The sequence below is a fragment of the Nonomuraea sp. NPDC049607 genome (genome assembly GCF_040675375.1).
Classification (GTDB): domain Bacteria; phylum Actinomycetota; class Actinomycetes; order Streptosporangiales; family Streptosporangiaceae; genus Nonomuraea.
This window is the reverse complement of the sequence record NZ_JBFAOV010000003.1, coordinates 232227-251742: the sequence shown is the minus strand read 5'-3', so window position 1 is coordinate 251742 and position 19516 is coordinate 232227. Positions and strand designations below refer to the sequence as shown.

Genomic DNA, 19516 nt, shown 5'->3' with positions numbered 1-19516 from the left:
CCGGTCGCGCGGCCTGCGAGCGGCCCGCCCGCTCGCGGGCCGCTCCGGGGTCGGTCAGGGGATCTGGCCTGGTTCGTCCACTACGCCCGTCGCCAGGTCGGCGCTCGCGTAGAACGTGCCCCTGCGGGCCGTCACCTCACCGCCGATGACCTCGTCCTGGAGGGTGTCCACGCGCCTGCCGAGGAAGCGGTAGGTCGCGGCGTCCAGCACCAGGTACGACCGCGAGACGATCCGGCCCTGCGCGTCCCGCACCGGCCCCCCGGGGACGGAACCGGCGGGCTCGTAGGCGATGCCGATCCCCGCCCGGCCCGCCGCGTCCCGTACGCCGAGGTCCACCCGCACCCCGGGGAGCTCCGCGAGCGCGCGGAAGATGGCGGCCTCGACCTGCGGCGGCATGGGGACACCCGCGTCGAGGTAGACCGACAACACGCGGAACGCCCGCGCGTCCGGCTGCTCGGCCTCCGCCCCCTTCGGCAGGGTCGACCAGTGCCGGTCGCCCCTGACGTGGTCCAGCAGCGCGGCGGGATCGGTGGGCAGGTCGGCGAACTTGGCCGCGTACTGCCGGGGTGTCAGGTCGTCGTCGTCCGGGTCGGGGGTGATGTCCAGGGATTCCATGGAGCCGCCGTTCTGGCGGTACGCGTACCGGGTGCCGTCGTACCGGGTCCAGGATTCCCCGACCGTGCCTCGCTCCTCGGAGGGCTGCTTGACCAGATCCTTCCGGTACAACCACTGGTCGGGGCGCGGCTCGTGGTGCTTGCGGCGTCCCTCGGCCACCAGGGCGGCTTGGCGCAGCACCGTCTCGGCCCGTACCGGCATGGTGGTCACGGCGCCCGGCGGAGCGGGGGCCGGGGTGTGGGAACCGTTCACCGCCACGACGACGACGGCGGCGGCTGTCGCGGCGGCCAGCAGCGACGGCACCGCCCAGAACCGGCGCCGCTTCCGGGCCGGGGCCGGGGCGAGGACCGGCGGCGACGCCGGGGCCAGGGCTCGGGCGCGCACGGCGCGCAGGCGGGCGGCGTCGGGCTCGGGGGCGTCCGCGCGCAGCTCGCGCAGGAGCGTGAGGTCATCGTCCACGGCCGGGCTCCTCCTCGTCGGTGTCGTGGATGGCTGACGGCGCGGCGTCGTGGGTGGTTGAGGGGGCGGTGTCGTGGATGGCTGACGGGTCGATGCCGCCCAGGGCCGCCCGGGTCTTTCTCCTGGCGCGGTGCAGGCGCGAACGCACGGTCCCGATCGGGACGCCGAGCGCGCGGGCGACCTCCTCGTAACTGAGGTCGGCCCAGGCAATCATCAGCAGCACCTCGCGGTCCTGCGGCGACAGCGTCGCGAGCGCCCCCGCCAGCTCGCGGTGCGCCGCCCCGGCCGACACGCGGGCCTCCACCCGGTCGGCGTAGCTCTCGGCCACCGCGTCGAGGCCCGTCCTGGCCAGGGCGCGGTAGGCCCTGATCTCGGTACGGCGGTGCTTGCCGATCAGGTTGGCGGCGATGCCGTACAACCAGGGGCGGGCGTCGCGGTGGGTGGTGTCGTAGCGGGCCAGGCGGCGGAAGGCGTCCAGGAACGTCTCGGCCACGATGTCGTCGGCCAGCGAATCGCCCAGGCGGCGGGTGACGTATCTGTGGAGCGCGGGGGCGTGCCGGTCGTACAACGCCGAGAAGGCGGCGGGGTCGCTGCGGGCACGTCTGATCACCTCCGCGTCGTCCACCTCGGTGTCCTGCGTCAAACTCTCGGCTCCGTTCTTCGGGCTGAACACCCCCTTTCACCCGATAGGACGGATCCGGTTCTCGCGTGGGCCATGAAGGGCTTCGCCGATGGGCGCGGTGAGCTCAGGCTGTGTCGGGGAAAGCCCCCACACCCCCGGCGGGGACCTGCCGGTCCCCGCACCCCTCGGACGAACCCGACTCCGAAGCGACAGACGTCTGCCTCAGATGGCGAACTCGCCCCGATTGGCGCCATGCAGGAACGCCTTCCACTCCTCAGGAGTGAAGATCAGCGCTGGGCCCTGCGGGTTTTTGCTGTCACGGACGGCGATGATCCCCGGGAGGTTGGTCGCGACCTCGACACACTGCCCTGTGTCGGCGCTGGCGCTGGACTTGCGCCATTGCGCATCATCAAGGTTCAGCTGGTCCATTTGGCTATCGCACCCTCTATCGCCTGTCGAGTGACATTCTTCGGCTGTGCGTGCGCTCTGATGCTGTCATACCTCTGCTTCAAACGCGCGACTGCGTCGTGGTCGCCTGACACCTGTCCGGACAGAAGCGAGTCCGCCGAAACCACCTCGGATCCGTCGCGCAGCCGCGCCAGCGCGAACGCGCTCACCATGCCGGCTATGCAACCAGCCGTGTGCGGAAGCATCTGAACAGTGATCTGGGGATGCTCGGTGAGCTCCAGCAGAAAACGCAGTTGCCCGACCAGGACACCGGCCCCGCCGAAGGGCCGATGAAGGACTCCCTCCTCAATGACTGCGAGAAGGGATGGCGGGTTGGATGCCTCGAAGACGCCGATGCGCCGGATCCGCGCCTGGACCTGCTCTTCCACCTGATCGGATGAGCCTGTACCCGCGAAGACGGCACGGGCGTAGTCCACGGTCTGGAGCATGCCGGGGATCACGAGCGGATCCCACGAGTACATGATGACGGCTTGCGGTTCGATCTCCTCGACCCACCGTGCGAACCAGCCCAGAGCGGGTGACTGAGAGATGCGCTCGTGGAGGCCGGTGAAATGGCCGTCGGTGCCGAACGCCCTGTCCACTTCGCGAGCGAATACCAGCGTGGGGACCCGTCGGCCTTTTTCGACATGACTGACGAGTGATTCGCGACAGAGAATGCGTAGAGCAAGTGCGGATTGTGTCATTCGAGCCGCTTTACGTCGTTCTGCGAGGTCACGAGCGAAACGCGCCCTGGGTGACAAATGATCGCTGACATCGGGAGTCATGGCGTCTCCGCAGGTCAAGAGCAGGGGGATTGCCTTCCGGAAGGCTACTGCGACGTCCTTCCGACAATCAATACATGCCAGGCGTCATTCCTTGTCGGCCAGGTTTCGCGAGGTGTGAGTGCTATGCCATCGCGCACCCCTTCATGCTGGATCCCGGGCGACAGCGCTTTTGTCGCAAGAAACGTCAGGATTCGCTTTGGAGGGAATTCATGTCACTTCTCCAGACCGTCTCCAGCTGGAAAGGCATGACGCTGAGGCGCGGGGACCGAGCCCCCGGAGAAAGCCGGCAGACGATTCGGCGCCGGCTGGACGAGGTCGATCCACTGCTTAGGGACGATGCGCTGACGGTCGTCTCAGAGCTGGTCACCAACGCGGTCAGGCATGTGCCGCCGGGGCCCGAGCGTGACTGGGTCACGGTGCTGCTCGGGGTCGGGGACGGGTTCGTACGCCTCGAAGTGGTCGACCCCGGGACGGCGGAGCGAGAGCCGCGCTTCGCCCCCCTGGACGCCGGGTCCCTGCGGGAGTCAGGTCGCGGCCTCGGTCTGGTGGCCGCACTGTCCGTCAGGAGCGGCACGCACGTCGCCGAACCGTACGGCCACCGTGTCGTATGGGCCGACCTGGAAAGGAACGTCCCTAGCGGACCACCCGGTACGTGAGATGTGTGACCAGGTCGGTGCCCGTGGGCGGGGCCGCCGGGGTGAGGGTGATGTCGCCCGCGTCGGCGAGGAGGCGTTCGCCGCGACCGAGGATCACGGGCGCGACGTGCAGGCGCAGTTCGTCGATGTGACCGGCGGCCAGGTACTGGTTGACGGTGGCGGCGCCGCCGGCGATGGAGATGTCGCGGTCCCCCGCGGCCTCGCGGGCCCGGGTCATGGCGGCTTCGATCCCGTCCGTGACGAAGAAGAACGTCGTGCCGCCCTTCATGGGCAGGGGCTCGCGCGGGTGGTGGGTGAGGACGAACACCGGCGCGTGGTACGGCGGCTCCTCGCCCCACCAGCCGGTCCAGTCCGGGTCCCAGTCGCCGCGGCCGGGGTCGAACATGTTGCGGCCCATGATGAACGCCCCGGCCGCCGTGATGGCCTCGATCACCTCGGCGTGCCGCTCCGGCTCCTCGAACATCCACTGGTGCAGCCGGTCGCCCACACCGTCGCCGAACGGGTTCTCCAGGCTCTGGTTGAGCCCCGCCACGTAGCCGTCGAGGGACGTTCCCATGTCGCAGGTGACCTTGCCCATCTCGGTTCGCCTCCTGTCTCGTGGCGCCCTGGCGGCGCCATCACCAGGGAGTCGGAGCCGGGGACGGGTTCTCTACACGGCGCGGGGAAACTTTTCGCGAACGGGGGCGGGAGGAGTCGGGCGGGCGGCGGTCGGGTAGGTTCGCCGGTTAGGAAAGTTTCCTAATTCAAGGAGTGCACATGAAACTCGCCGTGATCGGGGGCGGTTCGACCTACACCCCCGAGCTCATCGACGGCTTCGCCCGGCTGCGCGACGAGCTGCCGCTCACCGAGATCGCCCTGGTCGATCCGGACGCCACCCGGCTCGACCTGGTGGCGGGCGTGTCCCGCAGGATGTTGCGCAGGGCCGGGCACCTGGCCGAGGTGGTCGCCACCGCCGACGTGGCCAAGGGGGTGGCGGGCGCGGACGCCGTGCTCTTCCAGCTCAGGGTGGGCGGCCAGGCCGCGCGGAACGTCGACGAGACGCTGCCGCTGCAATGTGGCTGCGTCGGGCAGGAGACGACCGGCGCGGGCGGGCTGGCCAAGGCCCTGCGCACGGTCCCGGTCGTGCTCGAACTGGCCGAGCAGGTACGCGCCCACGCGCCCGACGCCTGGATCGTCGACTTCACCAACCCCGTCGGCATCGTGACCAGGGCGCTGCTGGACGCCGGGCACCGCGCGATCGGCCTGTGCAACGTGGCCATCGGGTTCCAGCGCCGCTTCGCCCGGCACCTGGGCGTGGCGCCGGAGAGCGTCACGCTCGGTCATGTCGGGCTCAACCACCTGACGTGGGAGCGGTCGGTCCTGGTCGACGGCGTGGACGTGCTGCCGCGACTGCTCGCCGAGCACGGGCAGGAGCTGGCCGACGACCTGGGCCTGCCACTCGGGCTGCTGCGCAGGCTCCAGGTGGTGCCGTCCTACTACCTGCGCTACTTCTACGCCCACGACCTGGTGGTGTCCGAGCAGCGGGCCAAGCCGTCGCGGGCGGCGGAGGTCGCGGCGATGGAGGAACAGCTCCTGAAGCTGTACGCCGACCCGGCCGTGGACACCAAGCCGGACCTGCTGGACAAGCGCGGCGGCGCCTACTACTCGGAGGCGGCGGTCGCGCTGATCGCCTCGCTGCTCGGCGACCGGGGCGACGTGCAGGTGGTCAACACCCGCAACGACGGGACGCTGCCGTTCCTGCGCGACGAGGCGGTCATCGAGGTCCCGGCCAGGATCTCGGCGTCGGGGGCGGCGCCGCTGCCGGTCGATCCGGTGGAGCCGCTGTACGCGGGCCTGATCGCGAACGTCTCCGCGTACGAGGAGCTGGCGCTCGACGCGGCGCTGCGCGGCGGCGCGGACCGGGTGCGGAACGCCCTGCTCGCCCACCCGCTGATCGGCCAGGAGGCCGTCGCGGACGAGCTGACCGGCCTGCTGCTGGCGGCGAACGAGCGGTACCTGTCATGGTGATCATCGCCGTGGACGCGGGCAACAGCAAGACCCACGTCGTCGTGCTCTCGGACGACGGCACGGTCCTGGCCCAGGGCGACGGCGGGCCGTTCGAGCCGCAGACCGTCGGTGTGCCGGCGGCGGTGGACGTCGTGGAGGAGGCGGTCAGGCGGGCGCTCGGCCCGGCGGCCGCTCCCCCGTACGCCGACCAGCTCTACGCCTATCTGGCCGGGGCCGACCTGCCGGTGGAGGAGGAGGCCCTCGCGGCCGAGTTCCGCGCGCGCGGGATGGCGGCCGACGTCGTCGTGGGCAACGACAGCTTCGCGCTGCTGCGTTCGGGGGCGTCCGGGCCGAGCGGCGTCGCCGTGGTGTGCGGCGCGGGCATCAACGCGGTCGGCGTCTCGCCCACCGGTCAGGTGGCCCGCTTCCCCGCGCTCGGGAAGATCAGCGGCGACTGGGGCGGGGGCGGCGGCCTGTCCGAGGAGGCGTTGTGGCACGCCGTCCGCGCCGAGGACGGCCGGGGCGTGCCGACCGCGCTCGCCGACCTGGTCAAGGCGCACTTCGGCACGCGGACGGTCGAGGAGGTGGTGCTCGGCGTGCATTTCGGGCAGATCGAGCGGCATCACCTGACCGCGCTGGCCCCCGGGGTGTTCGAGGCCGCCGCGTCGGCTGACGCGGTCGCGTTGGCGCTGGTCAGCCGGCTGGCCGACGAGATCGTCGTGATGGCCGAGGTGTGCCTGCGCCGGCTGGACCTGCTGGAGACGCCGACGGAGGTCGTGCTCGGCGGGGGCGTGCTGCACGCGCGCATCCCGCTGCTGGTCGCGATGCTGGAGGAGCGGTTCGCCGCGCGGGCCCCGCTGGCCAAGCAGGTCATCCCCGACCAGCCGCCGATCGTGGGCGCCGCGCTGAACGGTCTGGACCGCGTCGGGGCCTCCGAGGAGGCCAAGGCTCGACTCCGAGCGCAGTTCTAACGGTTCCGAGCGCAGTTCTAGAAGGTATTGACGCACGTGGGGCGGTAAGTCTAGAGTCAGCCGCCAACCGTCTGGAAGGTATCCGGACGGTTGGCGGTTCAAGGAGGCCACCCATGTCCACCAACCCCAGCCGACGTGAGGTTCTTCGACGTATCGGGCTCACCGCCCTCGCGACAGGCCCGGGCGCCGGGCTGCTCGCCGCGTGCGCCACCGGCCGATCCGCCGCCCCCGTCGCCTCCACTTCGGCCGCCCCCACCTCGGCCGCCAACCCCCTCGGCGTGGACGCCGCCCGGCAACTGGAAGTCGTGATCTTCAGCGGCGGCAACGGCGACGGCTACGCGACCGACCTGCACGAGGCCCTGTACAGCAAGGCGTACAAGACCGCCAAGATCAAGCACGTGCCGACGCAGAAGGTGGGCACGCAGCTCCGCCCCCGCTTCATCAGCGGCGACGCGCCCGACGTGGTCAACAACTCCGGCCCCGACGCCCTCGACCTGCAGTCGCTCGTCGCCGAGGGGCACCTCGCCGACCTGACGCCGCTGTTCGACGCACCCTCCCTGGTGGACCCGGCCAAGAAGGTGCGCGACACGCTGGTCGGTGGCGTCTACGACAACTCCCTGATCGACGGCGTGCCGCGGGTGCTGCAGTACACGGTCGCCCACCGCGCCCTGTGGTACAACGCCAAGCTGTTCGAGAAGCGCGGCTGGCAGGTGCCGAAGACGTGGGCGGAGTTCAACGCCCTCGGCGAGGAGGCCAAGAAGGCGGGCATCGCGCTGTTCGCCTACCCCGGCCAGGTCGGGCCCTTCTACCAGCTCTGGAACCTCGTCTACAGCGCCGCCAAGGTCGGCGGCAACAAGGTGATCGTCGACATCGACAACCTCGCCGACGGCGCCTGGCAGGCCGAGCCCGTACGGCAGGCCGTCGCGGCGTGGGCGCAGGTGCAGCGCGACTTCGGCGACAAGGCGTACTTCGGGCTCGACCACACCCAGACGCAGGTCAAGCACCTGCAGGACAAGGTGCTGTTCTACCCCTGCGGCTCCTGGCTGGAGAACGAGATGGCCAAGGACCGGCCGGCCTCCTTCGAGTACGCGATCGCCCCGGTGCCCAGCATCACCGCCGCCGACGCGATGCCGTACGAGGCGATCATGATCGGGGTGAGTGAGGCGTTCTTCGTGGCGGCCAAGGGCAAGAACCCGCAGGGCGGCCTGGAGTACCTGCGCCTGATGTTGTCGCGGGAGGGCGCGCGCGGCTACACCGAGATGACCAAGAACCTCACCGTCGTCAACGGCGTGGTCGACGGCCTGGACCTGACCTCGGCCGTGCGCAGCGCGGCCAAGGCCCAGGAGGCCGCCGGGACGAACATCATCACCGACGCCCGCTTCGAGGGCTGGTACAAGGAGCTGTTCGACCACGGTCAGGTCCAGACGAACTCGGTGATGTCCGGACGGATCACTCCGGAGCAGTTCTGCGCGAACATGCAGAAGAAGGCGGACGAGCTCAAGGCCGATTCGTCGATCGCCAAGCAGACCCGGAGCGTCTGACCGATGAGGCGGCACGGCTTCGTCGCGGGCTTCCTCGCCCTGCCCGTGATCCTCTACGCGGTCTTCGTGATCAGCCCGTATGTCCAGGCGTTCCAGATCGCGCTGACCGACTGGCGCGGGGTCTCGGCGAACCTGAACTTCGTCGGCCTAGACAACTTCCGGCGGATGCTCGGCAACGACACGTTCTGGCAGGCGGTCCGCAACCACGCGGTCCTGCTGGTCACGGTGCCGTTGGTGACCATCGCCCTCGCGCTGGTCTTCGCGTACCTGCTGGGGGACTCGGCGGGCACGCCGGGCGCCAAGGTCTACCGGGTGATCTTCTTCCTGCCGCAGGTGCTGGCGGTCGCGGTGGTCGGGGTGCTGTTCAAGGCCGTCTACCGGCCGGACGCGAGCGGCGTGCTGAACGGCGCGCTGACGAAGCTGGGCGTCGAGCCGGTCGGCTGGCTGACGGACCAGAACCTGGCGCTGTGGTCGATCATCGCGGTGATGGTGTGGCAGGCGGTCGGCTTCTACGTCGTGCTGTTCTCGGCCGGTATGGCGGCCATCCCGAAGGACGTCTTCGAGGCGGCCGCCCTCGACGGCGCCGGACGGCTGCGCATGTTCTTCTCCATCACGCTGCCCCTGGTCTGGGACACCGTCCAGGTGGCCTGGGTCTATCTGGGGATCGCCGCGTTCGACGGGTTCGCGCTGGTCAACGTGCTGTCGGTGGAGCAGGGCGGGCCGGACGGCGCGACCACCGTGCTGGCCACGGAGATCTACAAGAACGCCTTCTCCTACTCCCGTTTCGGCTACGCCTCGGCCATGGGCGTGGCGCTGTTCTTCCTGACCCTCACCTTCGCCGCGCTGACGTTGCGCGTGACCCGTCGCCAGAAGGTCGTCTACTGAAATGTTCCGAAAAATCAGCATCCAGGCCGTTCTTGGCCTCTGGGCGCTGCTCATCATCGCCCCGCTGCTGTGGACCCTGCTGGCCTCGTTCAAGAGCAACGCCGAGATCTTCGGCGACGCCCTGCAACTGCCCGGCGAGCTGCGCTGGGACAACTGGGCGCGGGCCTGGGAGCGGGCCAACATCGGCCGCTACATGCTCAACACGGTCATCGTGGTCTTCTTCGGCGTCGCCGGGACGATGCTGCTCAGCTCGATGGCCGCGTACGTGCTGGCCCGCTACCGCTTCCGGGGCAACCGGCTGGTCTACTTCCTGTTCGTCTCCGGCATGGCCTTCCCCGTCTTCCTGGCGCTCGTGCCGCTGTTCTTCGTGGTGGACGGGCTCGGGCTGCTCAACAGCCACGTCGGCCTGGTGCTGGTGTACATCGCCTACTCGCTACCGTTCACGGTGTTCTTCCTGACGTCCTTCTTCAGGGCCCTGCCGGACGCGGTCGCCGAGGCGGCGATGATCGACGGCGCCTCGCACACCCGCACGTTCTTCCAGGTCATGCTGCCCATGGCCCGGCCCGCGCTGGTCAGCCTGACCATCTTCAACGTGCTGGGCCAGTGGAACCAGTACCTGATCCCGCTGGTCCTGCTGCCCGGCGACAAGAGCCTGTGGGTGATCACCCAGGGCGTGGCCGACATCTCCACCATCGCCGGGTACGAGGCCGACTGGCCCGGACTGTTCGCCGCTCTCAGCATGACAGTGCTTCCCGTCGTGCTGATCTATATCGTCTTCCAGCGACATATCCAGTCCGGGCTGACATCAGGAGCGCTGAAGTAGGCATGTCTTCGGGAAACCCCACCGTCTTCCGCACGCTCAACGAGCGCGCCGCGCTGACCCTGCTCCTGGAGCACGGCGGCCTCACCCGTGCCGAGCTGGAACTGCACACGGGCCTGTCCAAGGCGTCGGCGGCCGAGGTGCTGCGCAGGCTGGAGGGCAGCGGGCTCGCCAGGAAGGCCGGCCTCAAGCCCGGCAACGCCGGGCCGGCCGCGCAGATGTGGCAGCTCGACGGCGCGGCGGCGCGCGTCGCGGGGGTCGATCTCACCACCAGCTCGATCGAGGTGTCGGTCGCCGACCTGACCGGCCGGGTGCTCGGCAGCCACCGGACCGAGGCCACCGGCGACGCCCGGCGGCTGCTGGCCGAGACGCTCGGCGCGGCCGGCTTCGACCTGGACGAGCTCGACCAGGTCGTGGTGGGCGTGCCCGGCGTGGTGGAGGCCGACGGGCGGCGGCTGCGGCAGGCCGTGCAGCTTTCCGGCTGGTCCGGCCTGGACGAGCTGCCGGGCAACGTCCGCCTGGAGAACGACGTCAACCTGGTCGCCATCCGGGAGCTCCAGGAGCACGAGGACAGTAGTTTCGTCCTGCTCTGGGTGGGCGGCGGGGTCGGCGCGGGAGTCGTGCTGAACGGCGGGCTCTGGCGTGGCGTCACCGGGCGCGGCGGCGAGGTCGGCTCGGTCATCGTGCCCGACCCGGTCACCACCGGCCGCCGCTACGGACAGGACGGCGGGCCGCTCGGCGCGCTGCTCGGCGCCGAGCCGCTGGCCGCGCTGGCCGAGGCGCACGGCCTGGCCGGCGAACCCACGCTGACCGCCGTGAGCCGGACGCTGGCGGGCGCCGACCCGGGCTTCCTCGACGACGCCGCCGCACGGGTGGCGCTCGGCGTGACGGCCGCGATCGGCGTGCTGGACCCGGGCCTGGTCGTGCTGGCCGGGCCGTTGTGCGTCGCGGGAGGCGAGCCGCTCAGGGCGCGGGTCGCCGACCGCCTGGCCTCGACACCCCTGGTGCCGGTGACCGTCGCCCTCAGCGCCGCGCGCGGCAACGCCGTGCTCGACGGCGCCCTCTGCTACGCCCTGGACCTGACCCGCGAGCGGGTCTTCCAAGCCGGTACGGCCGGCCGTACCGGCGAATCCAACCCCTAAGGACGCACATGTTGAGAACCCTCGTGATCGCCGCTCATCCCGACGAGCCCGAGATCTACGCGGGCGGCACGGCCGCGCTGCTGGCCCAGGCCGGCCACGCGGTGAAGTTCCTGACGCTCACCAACGGCGACGCCGGGCACCACGTGCTGGAACGCGGTCCGCTAGCCCGCCGCCGCGCCCAGGAGGCCTGGCGCGCGGCCGACGCCCTGGGCGTGGTGGACTACGAGATCTTCGACGTGCACGACGGCATGCTGGAGCCCACCGTCGAGCTGCGGTTGCGGGTGCTGGCGGAGATCCGCGCCTGGCGTCCCGACCTGGTGATCGCCCTGCACGCCGACGGTGGCGGCCATCCCGACAACCGCGCCGCCGGGCAGCTGGCCGCGCACGCGGTCGAGTTCGCGATGACGCGCAACCTGGAGGTGGGCAAGCCGGCCCTGGAGCGCATGCCGGTGTGCCTGCTCATGACGGACTACGCCTCCGCCCCCGTGCACCGCCCCGACGTGGTGGTGGACGTGTCCCCCGTGCTGACGGCCAAGCTGGACGCCTGCCTGGCCCACGCCTCCCAGTTCCTGGAGTTCGCGCCGTGGCAGCGGGGCTTCCTGGACCAGGCGCCCGAGCCCGGCGACGTCGCGGCCGGACGGGCGTTCGTGCTCGAACACTGGGCGGACTTCGCGAAGGAGGAGACCTTCCAGCTCGCCGGCTACGGCAGGAGCACCGACGTCGAGGAGGTCAGGCGCCTGCTCGCCGGGAACCGCGAACCGGCCGCGTAGCCGCCCGCCTCAGCCGGTGTAGTTCTTGCCGGGGGCCTTGCCGGGGATCGGCTTGGCGACGACGGCGACGGGGATGAAGAAGCAGATCTGGCTGATCGCCAGGATGAGCGTCCACATGGCCTTGTCGTCGTAGTGGGCCGCCGCCCTGGCGTACAGCTCGTCCGGGACGCGTTCCCCGGACGGGTTCGCGGTGAGGACGGCCTCCACCAGCTCCAGCGCCACCCGTTCGGCGCCGGAGAAGTAGGGGGCGTCCCGCCAGGACGCCACGGCGGCCAGGCGCTCGTCCGGCTCCCCCGCCCTGCGCAGCAGGTCGGCCTGCCGGACCGTGTGGTACGTGCTGCCGACGATCTGCCCGGCGCGCAGTTGCACCAGGCCGACGGTGGTCCCCGGGATCGCGCCGTTGCGCGTGGCCTTGGTCATGGCGACGGCGATCTCTCCCAGTTCGGGGAAGAACCGGGAGGGATCGGGCAGACGCGACTGGAGGTTCTCCTGCTCGGTCGTCGTGGACATCGGCTTCCCTTCTTCTGCGATCGTCTCTCGGCGGTCCGACGACGCAGCGTCCGGGAATGTGAGGGTCAGGCCGCCGTCCAGGGGTGGAGCTTGTCGGGATTGCGTACCGCCCACAGGCGCTTGATCCGGTCGCCGGCCACGTCGAAGGCCACGACCATCACGATGACGCCGTCCCGCTGGGCCACCAGGCCGGGCCGGCCGTTGACCGTGCGCTCCAGCAACGTCATGGACGGCGCCCGGACGCCGATCTCGATGGCGAAGCGGGCGAGCCGGTCCGCGCCCTCGACCGGCCGGAGCACCGCGCTGACCACGCCGCCGCCGTCGGCGACGCCGACCGCGTCGGGGTCGAGGAGGGCGATGAGGGCCTCGATGTCCTTGGCCTCCCACGCCTGCTTGAACTCGCGGACGATGCCGGCCTGCCGGGCCGTCGGCGTCACCGAGGTCCGCGCGGCGTCGATGCGGTGGCGGGCGGAGGAGGCCAGCTTGCGGCAGGCGGCCGGGGTGCGGCCGACGATCTCCGCCACCTCGGCGAAGGGGTAGCGGAAGACATCGTGCAGGACGAACGCGACCCGCTCGGCCGGCGTCATCGACTCCAGCACGACGAGGAAGGCCATGTTGACCGACTCGTCCAGGGTGACCCGGTCGGCCGGGTCGTCACCGGCCCATTCCGTACGGCCGGGCAGCGGTTCGGGGATCCACTCGCCCACGTACCGTTCGCGGCGGGCACGGGCCGAGCCGAGCAGGTCCAGGCAGACACGGCCGGCGACCCTGGTCAGCCACGCGCCCGGCGACTCGATGGCCTCCTGCTGCCGCCGCGACATGGCGTACCAGCGGGTGTAGGTCTCCTGGACGACGTCCTCGGCGTCGGCCAGCGAGCCCAGCAGCCGGTAGGCCAGGTTGATGAGCTGCCTGCGCTCGCTCATGATCGCGTCCAGGCTCGGGTCGGATGCGGTGGTCATGGTGGACGACTCCCTTAGTCGCTTTTGCCCTATCGTGTCCGACGAGACAGCGCCTCTGATCGTGAGGTCACCGCGCCGACCTCACATTTCCGGCGGTCACGTCGTCGGACTCTTGAAGGCAAGCCCCAGAAGCGGGCCGCCACCACCCGGCGGCCGAGGAGTTCCCCATGTTGCTGCGTGTCGCGATCACCCTGCAGACCCTGGCCCTGTTCGCCGCGCCGGTCACCGCCGGACTGCTGCTGTCGGTGCCCAACGGGCAGCCGTTGCACAGTGCCGCCGCGTACACGGTGTTCGGCGTGGCGGTGCTGCACCTGGTCGCCGCGATCCTGGCGTGGCGGCCGGGCGGCGGCTCCCCGAAGCCCATCATGCACGCGGCGGGGTTCCTGGTGCTGGTCAGCGCCCAGGTCGCGCTGGGCATCGCGCACGTGACGACCGTGCACGTGCCGCTGGGCGTGCTGCTGTTCGCCGGCAGCGTGCTTCAGCTCAGCCGGGTCTGGACGGCGCGGTCCAGCGACCGGGTCAGCCGCACGCCCTCCTCGGTGTAGCCGAGAGCCGCGTAGAAGCGGCGGGCGGTCGCGTTGTCCGCTGCCGGTCCACCGAGACGACGCCGACGACCCGGGTCCCCCGTACGGCGACGAAGACGGCTCCCCGTCGTTCCCCCGCCGAGGCGACGGACCCGGTGAGCCACCGCTCCGCCGCCCGTGCGGCGGCTTCGGCGTCCCGCCAGGACGCCACCCCCTCCGCCAGCCGTGGAGCCAGCGCCAGCACCCCCGGACGGTCCTCCTCGCGGAAGGGCCGCACACGGACGTGCGCCTGATCCGGATCCTCCATGCCGAGCAGCATGACAGGCCGGACCATCAGGAAAAAAGCCTCGGGTACGCGGGTCAGGCCCGCTGCTGGATCCGGACCATGTTCCCCGACGGGTCGCGGTAGAAGGCGAGCGACTCGTCCAGGTCGTCGACGGTGATGTGGCAGTACTGGAGTGCGATGGTCATGCCGCCCAAGCCAGGCGTCGCCCGCCTCCGGCCGCTTCTCCGTTCCTGACCGCTCTGCCGCGGCCCGGCGCGGGTGCTTCAGCGCAGGTCGCCGGTGATGATCCAGAGGTGGCCGTAGGGGTCACGGAGGCGGCCCGAACGTTTGCCGTAGGGCCGGTTCTCGATCGGCACGACCGTCTCCGCCCCCTGGGCGGTCATGCGTTCGCCGACGGCGTCGGGGTCGCCGACCTCGACCTCCAGGAGCACCGGGGAGCCGCCCAGGTCGTCCGGCGAGAGCCAGCCCCACGCGGCGACGGCCGGTGAGACCCGGAAGGCGGCGCGCCCGAGGCGGTGCTCGATGACGGCGGGCCGCCCGTCCTCGCCCTGGTCGGCGCGGAACACCTGCTCGGCGCCCAGGGTGTCCTGGTAGAAGGCGGAGGCCCGGTCGGGGTCGGGCACGATGAGACGGGGAATGAGGTTCAGGTCCATACGGCCATCGTGGCTTCGCGCGGCGACGGCGGTCTTGAACATCTGGGAACGCCCCGCGACGGGCCACCGGCGCCCGTGGGCGCCGGTGGGGCGGCGCGACGGGCGTCAGCGCGGGGGCTGGGATGGAGGTTGGGGGGTTGGGCCTTCGGTGCGCAGCCATTCCGTGGGGGTGCAGCCGGCCATCGCGCGCCACTCACGGGTGAGGTGGGCCTGGTCGGCGAAGCCCGACGCGGCGGCCACGTCCGCCAACCCGGCCGCGCCGGACCGCGCGGCGGCCACGAGCCGGGCCCGGGCGGCCTCGAACCGGACGAGCCGCTGGTACTCCTTCGGCGTCACCCCCAGCTCGGCGCGCACCGCGCCGCTCAGGTGGCGCCGCGAGCACCCGAGGAGCCGGGCGGCCTCCTCGACCCGGCCGGTCCCGGACAGGGCCGCCAGCGCCGCGCGGGGTGTACGGCGGGCGGCGCGGTCGCCGTGGCGGGCCAGGCCGGCGAGCAGGCGGCGTTCGACGAGGGCGCGGCGCTGGGCCCAGGACCGGCAGGCCGCCAGGCGCTCGGGCAGGTCGGCCAGCGCCGGGACGACGTCCGCGAGCTCGGCCACCTCCCCCGCCAGCGCCGACGCGGGGACCCCGAGCAGCGCGGCGGCGCCCGGCGGGGTGAGCGTCAGCCACAGCCCGCGCGTGCATCCCCGCTGCCGCAGCTCGGCCGCGTCCAGGTGCAGCCCGGCCACGGCGGCCCGCAGCCGCCGCCCCGGGCCCGGCCGCCCGACCCATGCGATGTCGACCGGGTCCGCCTCCGGGATCGTGATCGACAACGTGGACGACGGCAGCCCGCGATGAACCCCGCCAGAACCGGGCCCGAGGTCGTAGGCGGCCAGCGTCGTCACGTACGGCGACAGCGCGGCGGGCATCCCATCAGCGCTCACCCGGCCACAGTACGTGCCGCCACCGGTTCGACGTGCGGGTGAGGGGCAGGCAGGGCGGGGTAGCGGCCAGGGCATGCACACACTCGTCAAGGGACTGATCGCGGGAGCGGCAGGCACCACGGCCCTCAACACCGTCTCCTACCTGGACATGCTCGTCCGGGCGCGGGCCGCGAGCAGCACGCCGCGCCAGGCCGTGGAGAAGCTGTCCGGCCTGACCCACACCGACCTCGGCGACGGCGACCGGGGCGCCAACCGCGTGGAGGCGCTGGGCTCGCTCATGGGGTACGCGACCGGGATCGCCTCGGCCATCGCCTACGGGGTCCTGTCGGGGCGGCGCAGGTCGTGGCCGGTCGGGGTGCTGGCGCTCACCGCTCTGGCCATGTCCGGCTCGAACGTGCCGCTGACGCTGCTCGACGTCACCGATCCGCGCGAGTGGCCGGCGGGCGCGTGGGTCTCCGACGTGATCCCGCACCTGGCGTACGGGGTCACGGCGTACGCGGCGTACGAGCTGATGCGCTGACCTCGGCCCGGCGGATTCTGTCGGTCGCGCGGTGCATGATCGAGCCGTTCGACCGCGACCGCGAAGGAGCTCGGGATGTCCCCCACACATCAGCAGGTGACCGGCCACCCCTTTCTCAAGGCCATGTACGACGACGGCTACTACCCCGATCACGTCGTCGACAAGGGCCGGGCCGTCCTGCTGCGGCTGTGCGAGCGCATCGAGACCGAGCAGCCCGCCGACCTTGCGGCCCTCTACGCGCTCACGCATGCCGCGACGGAGGAGTTCAACGAGCTCGACGCGGAGTTCCACGAGGCCGGCAGCGAGATCGAGACCGTCGCGCGCGACGCGATCGGCGAGGAGTTCTGGTTCGTTGCCTCGACCTACGGCTTCCCCGAGGCGGACGTGGAGGAGCTGATCGCCCCCCGCGAGTGGTGATCCGCCCGCAGGCGTCAGGTCCGGGGGTTGAGGCGGGCGTAGGCCGCGGGCGTCATGCCGACGGCGGCCGTGAAGTCGCGGGTCAGGTGGGCCTGGTCGGTGTAGCCGAGCTCGGCGGCGAGCGTGGCGAGGTCGAGGCCCTGCTGCACGCGTTCCGCGGCCTCGTGCAGCCGGAAGCGGCGGATCACCCATTTTGGGCCGATGCCGACATAGTCCCGGAACAGTCGTTGCAGCGAGCGCACCGACCGGCCCGCTCTGGCGGCCAGTTCGTCGACCCTGGTCACGGTCACGTCGTCCTCCACCATCCCCACCAGCGCCGCGGCCTCCTCGGCCAGCGGGTCCGGCTCGGGCCCGAGCTCCAGCAGGAACGCCTCCACCAAGGCGATGGCGGCGCCCGGGTCCTGCTCGGCCAGCACGCCTTCGACCAGGGCCGGGCCGGAGGCCGCGAACATCTCGCCGATCTCCACGAACCGGCCGGTGAGCTCCGACACCGGGGCGCCGAGCAGTGTCCGGAAGCCGCCGGGGCGGAAGCGGGTGCCGAGCGCCCGGCCGCTGCCCCGCATCGTGTACGAGAACCCACCGTCGATCACGCCCGCGATCTGGTGGAAGTCCTGGACGATCGTCATGTTCACGGTCGGGTGCGACAGGATGCGCTGCTCGTACGGCTCGGCCAGGTCGGTCCAGGTGACGACCCAGAAGTGGTCCACGTACGCGGCCAGCTCCGGCGACGGCGCCTGCCGCGCGAAATCGAAGGCGGCGAGCCCCGCGTACGGGTTGACCCAGCCGCGCTGTCGCGTTTCTACAAGCCGTGCCTCGGGCAGGCGGGACATCATGTCTGCCATGGAAGACATGATGCCGCTGATGGCGCGGGCCACCGACCGGACCGCGGGTCTGGTGACCGGGGTGCGGCCCGAGCAGTTCGATTCCCCGACGCCCTGCGCGGAGTTCGACGTCAAGGCGCTGGTCAGCCACCTGGAATGGGTGGCGGAGATGTTCGAGTCGCTGGCGCGCGGCGGGGAGCGCACCGAGCAGGGCCCGTACGCGGGCGACTTCCCCGAGCGGGCCGGGCGCATGCTGGACGCCTGGTCGCGGCCGGAGGCGTGGGAGGGCACCTGCGACGCGCTGGGCGGCCTGCCGATGACCGTGGTGGCCCACCTGTGGCTGGTCGACATGGTCGTCCATGGCTGGGACCTGGCCAGGGCCACCGACCAGGCGTACGAACCGGACGCGGAGGCGGTGTCCCGGGGGCTGCGGTTCACCGAGGAGACGGTGGAGATGGGCCGGCGGCAGGGGGCGTTCGGGCCGCCGGTGGCGGTGCCGGACGACGCCCCGCCGTTCGACCGCCTGCTCGGCCTGATCGGCCGCGACCCGGCCTGGAAGCCCTGAGAGTGGGCGCTGCGGCAGCTCCACATGCGCGCAGCGCCCCCGCGGGGCCCGTCAGCAGGCCCCTGGTTGGGTCAGGCAACGAATCAACGCCCGGCAGTGACGGGCTCCGCGCCCTCCCGGGCAGGGACGGCACGCCGCCCGACGGCGACGAGCGCCGCGGCGATGTACAGGACCTGCTCCGGAACGCGCTGCCACAGGGGCGACGCCTCCCCGCCCGCGAACGGCACGTCGGAGACCGCCGCGTAGATGTTCGCCGGGAGCAGGAGGACGAACAGCAGGGCCAGGCAGAGCCCGGCGGCCCGGCGCGTGCCCGGCAGCACCAGCCCGAGCGCCCCGGCCAGCTCGAACACGCCGGTCAGGTAGACCATCGCGGCCGGGAACGGCACGAAAGGCGGCACCATGCGCACCAGGTCGCCATGGTTCGGCATGAAGGTCACACCCTCGGGGACGAAGTGCGCGCTTCCCGTCATGACCAGCATCACCGCCAGCCCGTGCGCCACGGACACCTGCCACGTGCCGAACCGCCGCACCCCGAGCACGCCCAGCAACCGGAAGCCCACCGTTGCCACCAAGAGAACGATCACAGTCACCGGGAACACCTCATTGGATAGTAGCATTATCTGAATATTGGATAATGCTACTATCCAATGAGTGTCATGGCAAACGGGCCGGCGAGACGTCCCCGAGCCGCAGGTCGTCCTTGAAGACCAGGTCCGGGTGCCCCGGGACGACGAGGAAACCGCGCAGGTCGGTCCGTCGACGACGGGGACGGCTTCAGCGGTAGCCGGTCAGGCCGTCCGCCAGTTCTTCCTCGTCACCGTCCCGGTGCGCGGACAGGGCCTGTTGCAGGGCGAAGGTCGCCCGGATGACGGCGATGCGGCCGGCCGTCCCGCTGTCCGACCAGCCGCCCAGCGCGAGCACCCGATCCAGGAACCTCGTGCCGTAGCCGGCTCCGACGGCCGCGAGGTCCTCGGCGGGATCGCCGATCGTGACCTCGTCCCAATCGATCACCCCGCCCAGCACGGGCAGTCCGTCCGCGCACTCCCACAGGACGTTCTCGGGGCCGAGATCGCCGTGCACCACCGCGTCGGCGACGTGCGGAAGGCCGTCGAGCGCCGCGAGCTCCCGCTCGGCCCGCCGGCGCCCGCCGTCGGACATGAGCTCGAACAGCTCGGCGCGGACGTCCGCCGCGAACTCCCGCCATCGATCGCGCGGCGCCGGCAGGGCCGCTCGCACGCTCTCCTCGGCGCCGATCCTGGCCAGTTCGGTGAGCAGCGTGACGTACTGAGCCGCCGCGGCCTCGGCCACCCGGGCATCTTCGAGCGCCTCGGCCTCCAGCGGGGCTCCGGGAACGCGGCTGAGCACCAGGAACCGCGGCTGGTCCGCGCCGTGGCCGCCGCCCTCCGACAGCGGCCGGGGCGTACGGAACCCGAGCTCGAACCCGGCGAGCAGGCGCAGGACGGCGGCCCGCTGCGGCAGCCGGGTGGCGGCGGCCTCGGTGCGAGGCAGGCACACGACCCGGTCCGCGCCGATCACCACCTGGTGGAACTGCCCCTGACGGACGGTGAGGTCCTCCAGGTCGACGCCCGGCAGCAGCCGGCTCAGCAGAGCACGATTCACCCGCGACATCTCCTCAGGGCG

General features: G+C 71.6%; 25 protein-coding genes. 12 read left to right on the top strand and 13 right to left on the bottom strand.

The annotated features are described in order from the left end of the window. Window positions 1-54 precede the first annotated feature (54 nt). The 4 genes from AB0J97_RS08505 to AB0J97_RS08490 all read right to left on the bottom strand — a co-directional run bounded on the left by AB0J97_RS08505 (window position 55) and on the right by AB0J97_RS08490 (window position 2928). A complete protein-coding gene (locus tag AB0J97_RS08505; RefSeq protein WP_364086206.1) occupies window positions 55-1074 on the bottom strand; it encodes a CU044_5270 family protein in 1020 nt (339 codons plus the stop codon). Further along, window positions 1064-1717, bottom strand: a complete 654-nt coding sequence (locus AB0J97_RS08500; protein ID WP_364086204.1) for an RNA polymerase sigma factor — start codon at window positions 1715-1717, stop codon at window positions 1064-1066. The genes AB0J97_RS08505 and AB0J97_RS08500 overlap by 11 nt, the downstream gene beginning before the upstream one ends. Before the next feature lie 201 nt (window positions 1718-1918). Next, window positions 1919-2125: a DUF397 domain-containing protein gene (locus AB0J97_RS08495; protein WP_364086199.1), complete on the bottom strand. Its 207-nt coding sequence runs from the start codon at window positions 2123-2125 to the stop codon at window positions 1919-1921. Beyond that, the gene (locus tag AB0J97_RS08490; RefSeq protein ID WP_364086197.1) at window positions 2113-2928 is read right to left on the bottom strand and encodes a helix-turn-helix transcriptional regulator; all 816 of its coding nucleotides are present in this window, start codon (window positions 2926-2928) and stop codon (window positions 2113-2115) included. Before AB0J97_RS08490 ends, AB0J97_RS08495 begins: the two co-directional genes overlap by 13 nt. Before the next feature lie 209 nt (window positions 2929-3137). Between AB0J97_RS08490 and AB0J97_RS08485 the strand changes: the two genes are divergently transcribed. Beyond that, window positions 3138-3584 carry an ATP-binding protein gene (locus tag AB0J97_RS08485; RefSeq protein ID WP_364086195.1) on the top strand — a complete coding sequence of 149 codons (447 nt, stop codon included), beginning with the start codon at window positions 3138-3140 and terminating at the stop codon, window positions 3582-3584. Here the strand turns inward: AB0J97_RS08485 and AB0J97_RS08480 are convergent. Beyond that, window positions 3562-4161 carry a dihydrofolate reductase family protein gene (locus AB0J97_RS08480; RefSeq protein WP_364086193.1) on the bottom strand — a complete coding sequence of 200 codons (600 nt, stop codon included), beginning with the start codon at window positions 4159-4161 and terminating at the stop codon, window positions 3562-3564. The genes AB0J97_RS08485 and AB0J97_RS08480 overlap by 23 nt on opposite strands. Window positions 4162-4340: 179 nt before the next feature. On the opposite strand from AB0J97_RS08480, the gene AB0J97_RS08475 reads away from it, so the two are divergent. The 7 genes from AB0J97_RS08475 to AB0J97_RS08445 all read left to right on the top strand — a co-directional run bounded on the left by AB0J97_RS08475 (window position 4341) and on the right by AB0J97_RS08445 (window position 11699). Beyond that, window positions 4341-5591, top strand: a complete 1251-nt coding sequence (locus AB0J97_RS08475) for a 6-phospho-beta-glucosidase (RefSeq protein WP_364086190.1) — start codon at window positions 4341-4343, stop codon at window positions 5589-5591. After that, window positions 5585-6541, top strand: coding sequence for a BadF/BadG/BcrA/BcrD ATPase family protein (locus AB0J97_RS08470; protein WP_364086187.1), 957 nt, complete (start codon window positions 5585-5587; stop codon window positions 6539-6541). The genes AB0J97_RS08475 and AB0J97_RS08470 overlap by 7 nt, the downstream gene beginning before the upstream one ends. 113 nt (window positions 6542-6654) lie before the next feature. Continuing rightward, complete coding sequence (ngcE, locus tag AB0J97_RS08465) at window positions 6655-8082, top strand: N-acetylglucosamine/diacetylchitobiose ABC transporter substrate-binding protein (RefSeq protein ID WP_357702468.1); 1428 nt, start codon at window positions 6655-6657, stop codon at window positions 8080-8082. 3 nt (window positions 8083-8085) lie between these two features. Further along, window positions 8086-8967: a sugar ABC transporter permease gene (locus AB0J97_RS08460; protein ID WP_357702466.1), complete on the top strand. Its 882-nt coding sequence runs from the start codon at window positions 8086-8088 to the stop codon at window positions 8965-8967. A 1-nt stretch (window position 8968) separates the two neighbouring features. Further along, complete coding sequence (locus AB0J97_RS08455; protein WP_357702464.1) at window positions 8969-9790, top strand: carbohydrate ABC transporter permease; 822 nt, start codon at window positions 8969-8971, stop codon at window positions 9788-9790. A gap of 2 nt (window positions 9791-9792) precedes the next feature. After that, the gene (locus AB0J97_RS08450; protein ID WP_357702462.1) at window positions 9793-10929 is read left to right on the top strand and encodes an ROK family protein; all 1137 of its coding nucleotides are present in this window, start codon (window positions 9793-9795) and stop codon (window positions 10927-10929) included. 8 nt (window positions 10930-10937) lie between these two features. Then, window positions 10938-11699, top strand: coding sequence for a PIG-L family deacetylase (locus AB0J97_RS08445; protein WP_357702460.1), 762 nt, complete (start codon window positions 10938-10940; stop codon window positions 11697-11699). A 9-nt stretch (window positions 11700-11708) separates the two neighbouring features. Here the strand turns inward: AB0J97_RS08445 and AB0J97_RS08440 are convergent, their stop codons facing one another. Together AB0J97_RS08440 and sigJ are read right to left on the bottom strand one after the other, a co-directional pair. Continuing rightward, window positions 11709-12209, bottom strand: coding sequence for a carboxymuconolactone decarboxylase family protein (locus AB0J97_RS08440; RefSeq protein WP_364086181.1), 501 nt, complete (start codon window positions 12207-12209; stop codon window positions 11709-11711). Window positions 12210-12274: 65 nt separating this feature from the next. Further along, complete coding sequence (sigJ, locus tag AB0J97_RS08435; RefSeq protein ID WP_364086179.1) at window positions 12275-13168, bottom strand: RNA polymerase sigma factor SigJ; 894 nt, start codon at window positions 13166-13168, stop codon at window positions 12275-12277. 167 nt (window positions 13169-13335) lie between these two features. Between sigJ and AB0J97_RS08430 the strand changes: the two genes are divergently transcribed. Next, a complete protein-coding gene (locus AB0J97_RS08430; RefSeq protein WP_357702455.1) occupies window positions 13336-13713 on the top strand; it encodes a hypothetical protein in 378 nt (125 codons plus the stop codon). On the opposite strand, the gene AB0J97_RS08425 is transcribed toward AB0J97_RS08430, so the two are convergent. The 3 genes from AB0J97_RS08425 to AB0J97_RS08415 form a co-directional block, all read right to left on the bottom strand. After that, window positions 13688-13999, bottom strand: coding sequence for a hypothetical protein (locus AB0J97_RS08425; protein WP_357702453.1), 312 nt, complete (start codon window positions 13997-13999; stop codon window positions 13688-13690). The two genes, AB0J97_RS08430 and AB0J97_RS08425, sit on opposite strands and share 26 nt — an antisense overlap. Before the next feature lie 242 nt (window positions 14000-14241). Beyond that, window positions 14242-14631: a VOC family protein gene (locus tag AB0J97_RS08420; RefSeq protein ID WP_364086176.1), complete on the bottom strand. Its 390-nt coding sequence runs from the start codon at window positions 14629-14631 to the stop codon at window positions 14242-14244. A gap of 105 nt (window positions 14632-14736) precedes the next feature. Then, complete coding sequence (locus AB0J97_RS08415) at window positions 14737-15552, bottom strand: AraC family transcriptional regulator (protein ID WP_364086173.1); 816 nt, start codon at window positions 15550-15552, stop codon at window positions 14737-14739. Between the two features lie 73 nt (window positions 15553-15625). Between AB0J97_RS08415 and AB0J97_RS08410 the strand changes: the two genes are divergently transcribed. Together AB0J97_RS08410 and AB0J97_RS08405 are read left to right on the top strand one after the other, a co-directional pair. Beyond that, complete coding sequence (locus tag AB0J97_RS08410; protein WP_357702447.1) at window positions 15626-16072, top strand: hypothetical protein; 447 nt, start codon at window positions 15626-15628, stop codon at window positions 16070-16072. 75 nt (window positions 16073-16147) lie between these two features. Then, window positions 16148-16489 carry a DUF5713 family protein gene (locus AB0J97_RS08405; RefSeq protein ID WP_364086170.1) on the top strand — a complete coding sequence of 114 codons (342 nt, stop codon included), beginning with the start codon at window positions 16148-16150 and terminating at the stop codon, window positions 16487-16489. A 14-nt stretch (window positions 16490-16503) separates the two neighbouring features. Here the strand turns inward: AB0J97_RS08405 and AB0J97_RS08400 are convergent, their stop codons facing one another. After that, window positions 16504-17331 carry a helix-turn-helix domain-containing protein gene (locus AB0J97_RS08400; protein ID WP_364086168.1) on the bottom strand — a complete coding sequence of 276 codons (828 nt, stop codon included), beginning with the start codon at window positions 17329-17331 and terminating at the stop codon, window positions 16504-16506. Here AB0J97_RS08400 and AB0J97_RS08395 point away from each other — a divergent pair. After that, window positions 17330-17875 carry a TIGR03086 family metal-binding protein gene (locus AB0J97_RS08395; protein WP_364086166.1) on the top strand — a complete coding sequence of 182 codons (546 nt, stop codon included), beginning with the start codon at window positions 17330-17332 and terminating at the stop codon, window positions 17873-17875. The two genes, AB0J97_RS08400 and AB0J97_RS08395, sit on opposite strands and share 2 nt — an antisense overlap. An 83-nt stretch (window positions 17876-17958) precedes the next feature. Here AB0J97_RS08395 and AB0J97_RS08390 read toward each other — a convergent pair whose 3' ends face one another. Together AB0J97_RS08390 and vph are read right to left on the bottom strand one after the other, a co-directional pair. Beyond that, on the bottom strand, window positions 17959-18465 hold the full coding sequence (locus AB0J97_RS08390) for a hypothetical protein (protein WP_364086164.1): 507 nt from the start codon (window positions 18463-18465) through the stop codon (window positions 17959-17961). A 184-nt stretch (window positions 18466-18649) separates the two neighbouring features. After that, window positions 18650-19504 carry a viomycin phosphotransferase gene (gene vph, locus AB0J97_RS08385; protein WP_364086161.1) on the bottom strand — a complete coding sequence of 285 codons (855 nt, stop codon included), beginning with the start codon at window positions 19502-19504 and terminating at the stop codon, window positions 18650-18652. Window positions 19505-19516: the final 12 nt, after the last annotated feature.

Bases quoted from the DNA above. Each gene is read 5' to 3' on its own strand.
- ngcE (WP_357702468.1), top strand. From the start codon at position 6,655: ATGTCCACCAACCCCAGCCGACGTGAGGTTCTTCGACGTATCGGGCTC.
- AB0J97_RS08490 (WP_364086197.1), bottom strand. From the start codon at position 2,928: ATGACTCCCGATGTCAGCGATCATTTGTCACCCAGGGCGCGTTTCGCT.
- AB0J97_RS08445 (WP_357702460.1), top strand. From the start codon at position 10,938: ATGTTGAGAACCCTCGTGATCGCCGCTCATCCCGACGAGCCCGAGATC.
- AB0J97_RS08425 (WP_357702453.1), bottom strand. From the start codon at position 13,999: ATGGAGGATCCGGATCAGGCGCACGTCCGTGTGCGGCCCTTCCGCGAG.
- AB0J97_RS08480 (WP_364086193.1), bottom strand. From the start codon at position 4,161: ATGGGCAAGGTCACCTGCGACATGGGAACGTCCCTCGACGGCTACGTG.
- AB0J97_RS08460 (WP_357702466.1), top strand. From the start codon at position 8,086: ATGAGGCGGCACGGCTTCGTCGCGGGCTTCCTCGCCCTGCCCGTGATC.
- AB0J97_RS08475 (WP_364086190.1), top strand. From the start codon at position 4,341: ATGAAACTCGCCGTGATCGGGGGCGGTTCGACCTACACCCCCGAGCTC.
- AB0J97_RS08470 (WP_364086187.1), top strand. From the start codon at position 5,585: ATGGTGATCATCGCCGTGGACGCGGGCAACAGCAAGACCCACGTCGTC.
- AB0J97_RS08450 (WP_357702462.1), top strand. From the start codon at position 9,793: ATGTCTTCGGGAAACCCCACCGTCTTCCGCACGCTCAACGAGCGCGCC.
- vph (WP_364086161.1), bottom strand. From the start codon at position 19,504: ATGTCGCGGGTGAATCGTGCTCTGCTGAGCCGGCTGCTGCCGGGCGTC.
- AB0J97_RS08455 (WP_357702464.1), top strand. From the start codon at position 8,969: ATGTTCCGAAAAATCAGCATCCAGGCCGTTCTTGGCCTCTGGGCGCTG.
- AB0J97_RS08440 (WP_364086181.1), bottom strand. From the start codon at position 12,209: ATGTCCACGACGACCGAGCAGGAGAACCTCCAGTCGCGTCTGCCCGAT.
- AB0J97_RS08400 (WP_364086168.1), bottom strand. From the start codon at position 17,331: ATGGCAGACATGATGTCCCGCCTGCCCGAGGCACGGCTTGTAGAAACG.
- AB0J97_RS08430 (WP_357702455.1), top strand. From the start codon at position 13,336: ATGTTGCTGCGTGTCGCGATCACCCTGCAGACCCTGGCCCTGTTCGCC.
- sigJ (WP_364086179.1), bottom strand. From the start codon at position 13,168: ATGACCACCGCATCCGACCCGAGCCTGGACGCGATCATGAGCGAGCGC.
- AB0J97_RS08495 (WP_364086199.1), bottom strand. From the start codon at position 2,125: ATGGACCAGCTGAACCTTGATGATGCGCAATGGCGCAAGTCCAGCGCC.
- AB0J97_RS08405 (WP_364086170.1), top strand. From the start codon at position 16,148: ATGTCCCCCACACATCAGCAGGTGACCGGCCACCCCTTTCTCAAGGCC.
- AB0J97_RS08395 (WP_364086166.1), top strand. From the start codon at position 17,330: ATGGAAGACATGATGCCGCTGATGGCGCGGGCCACCGACCGGACCGCG.
- AB0J97_RS08410 (WP_357702447.1), top strand. From the start codon at position 15,626: ATGCACACACTCGTCAAGGGACTGATCGCGGGAGCGGCAGGCACCACG.
- AB0J97_RS08485 (WP_364086195.1), top strand. From the start codon at position 3,138: ATGTCACTTCTCCAGACCGTCTCCAGCTGGAAAGGCATGACGCTGAGG.
- AB0J97_RS08420 (WP_364086176.1), bottom strand. From the start codon at position 14,631: ATGGACCTGAACCTCATTCCCCGTCTCATCGTGCCCGACCCCGACCGG.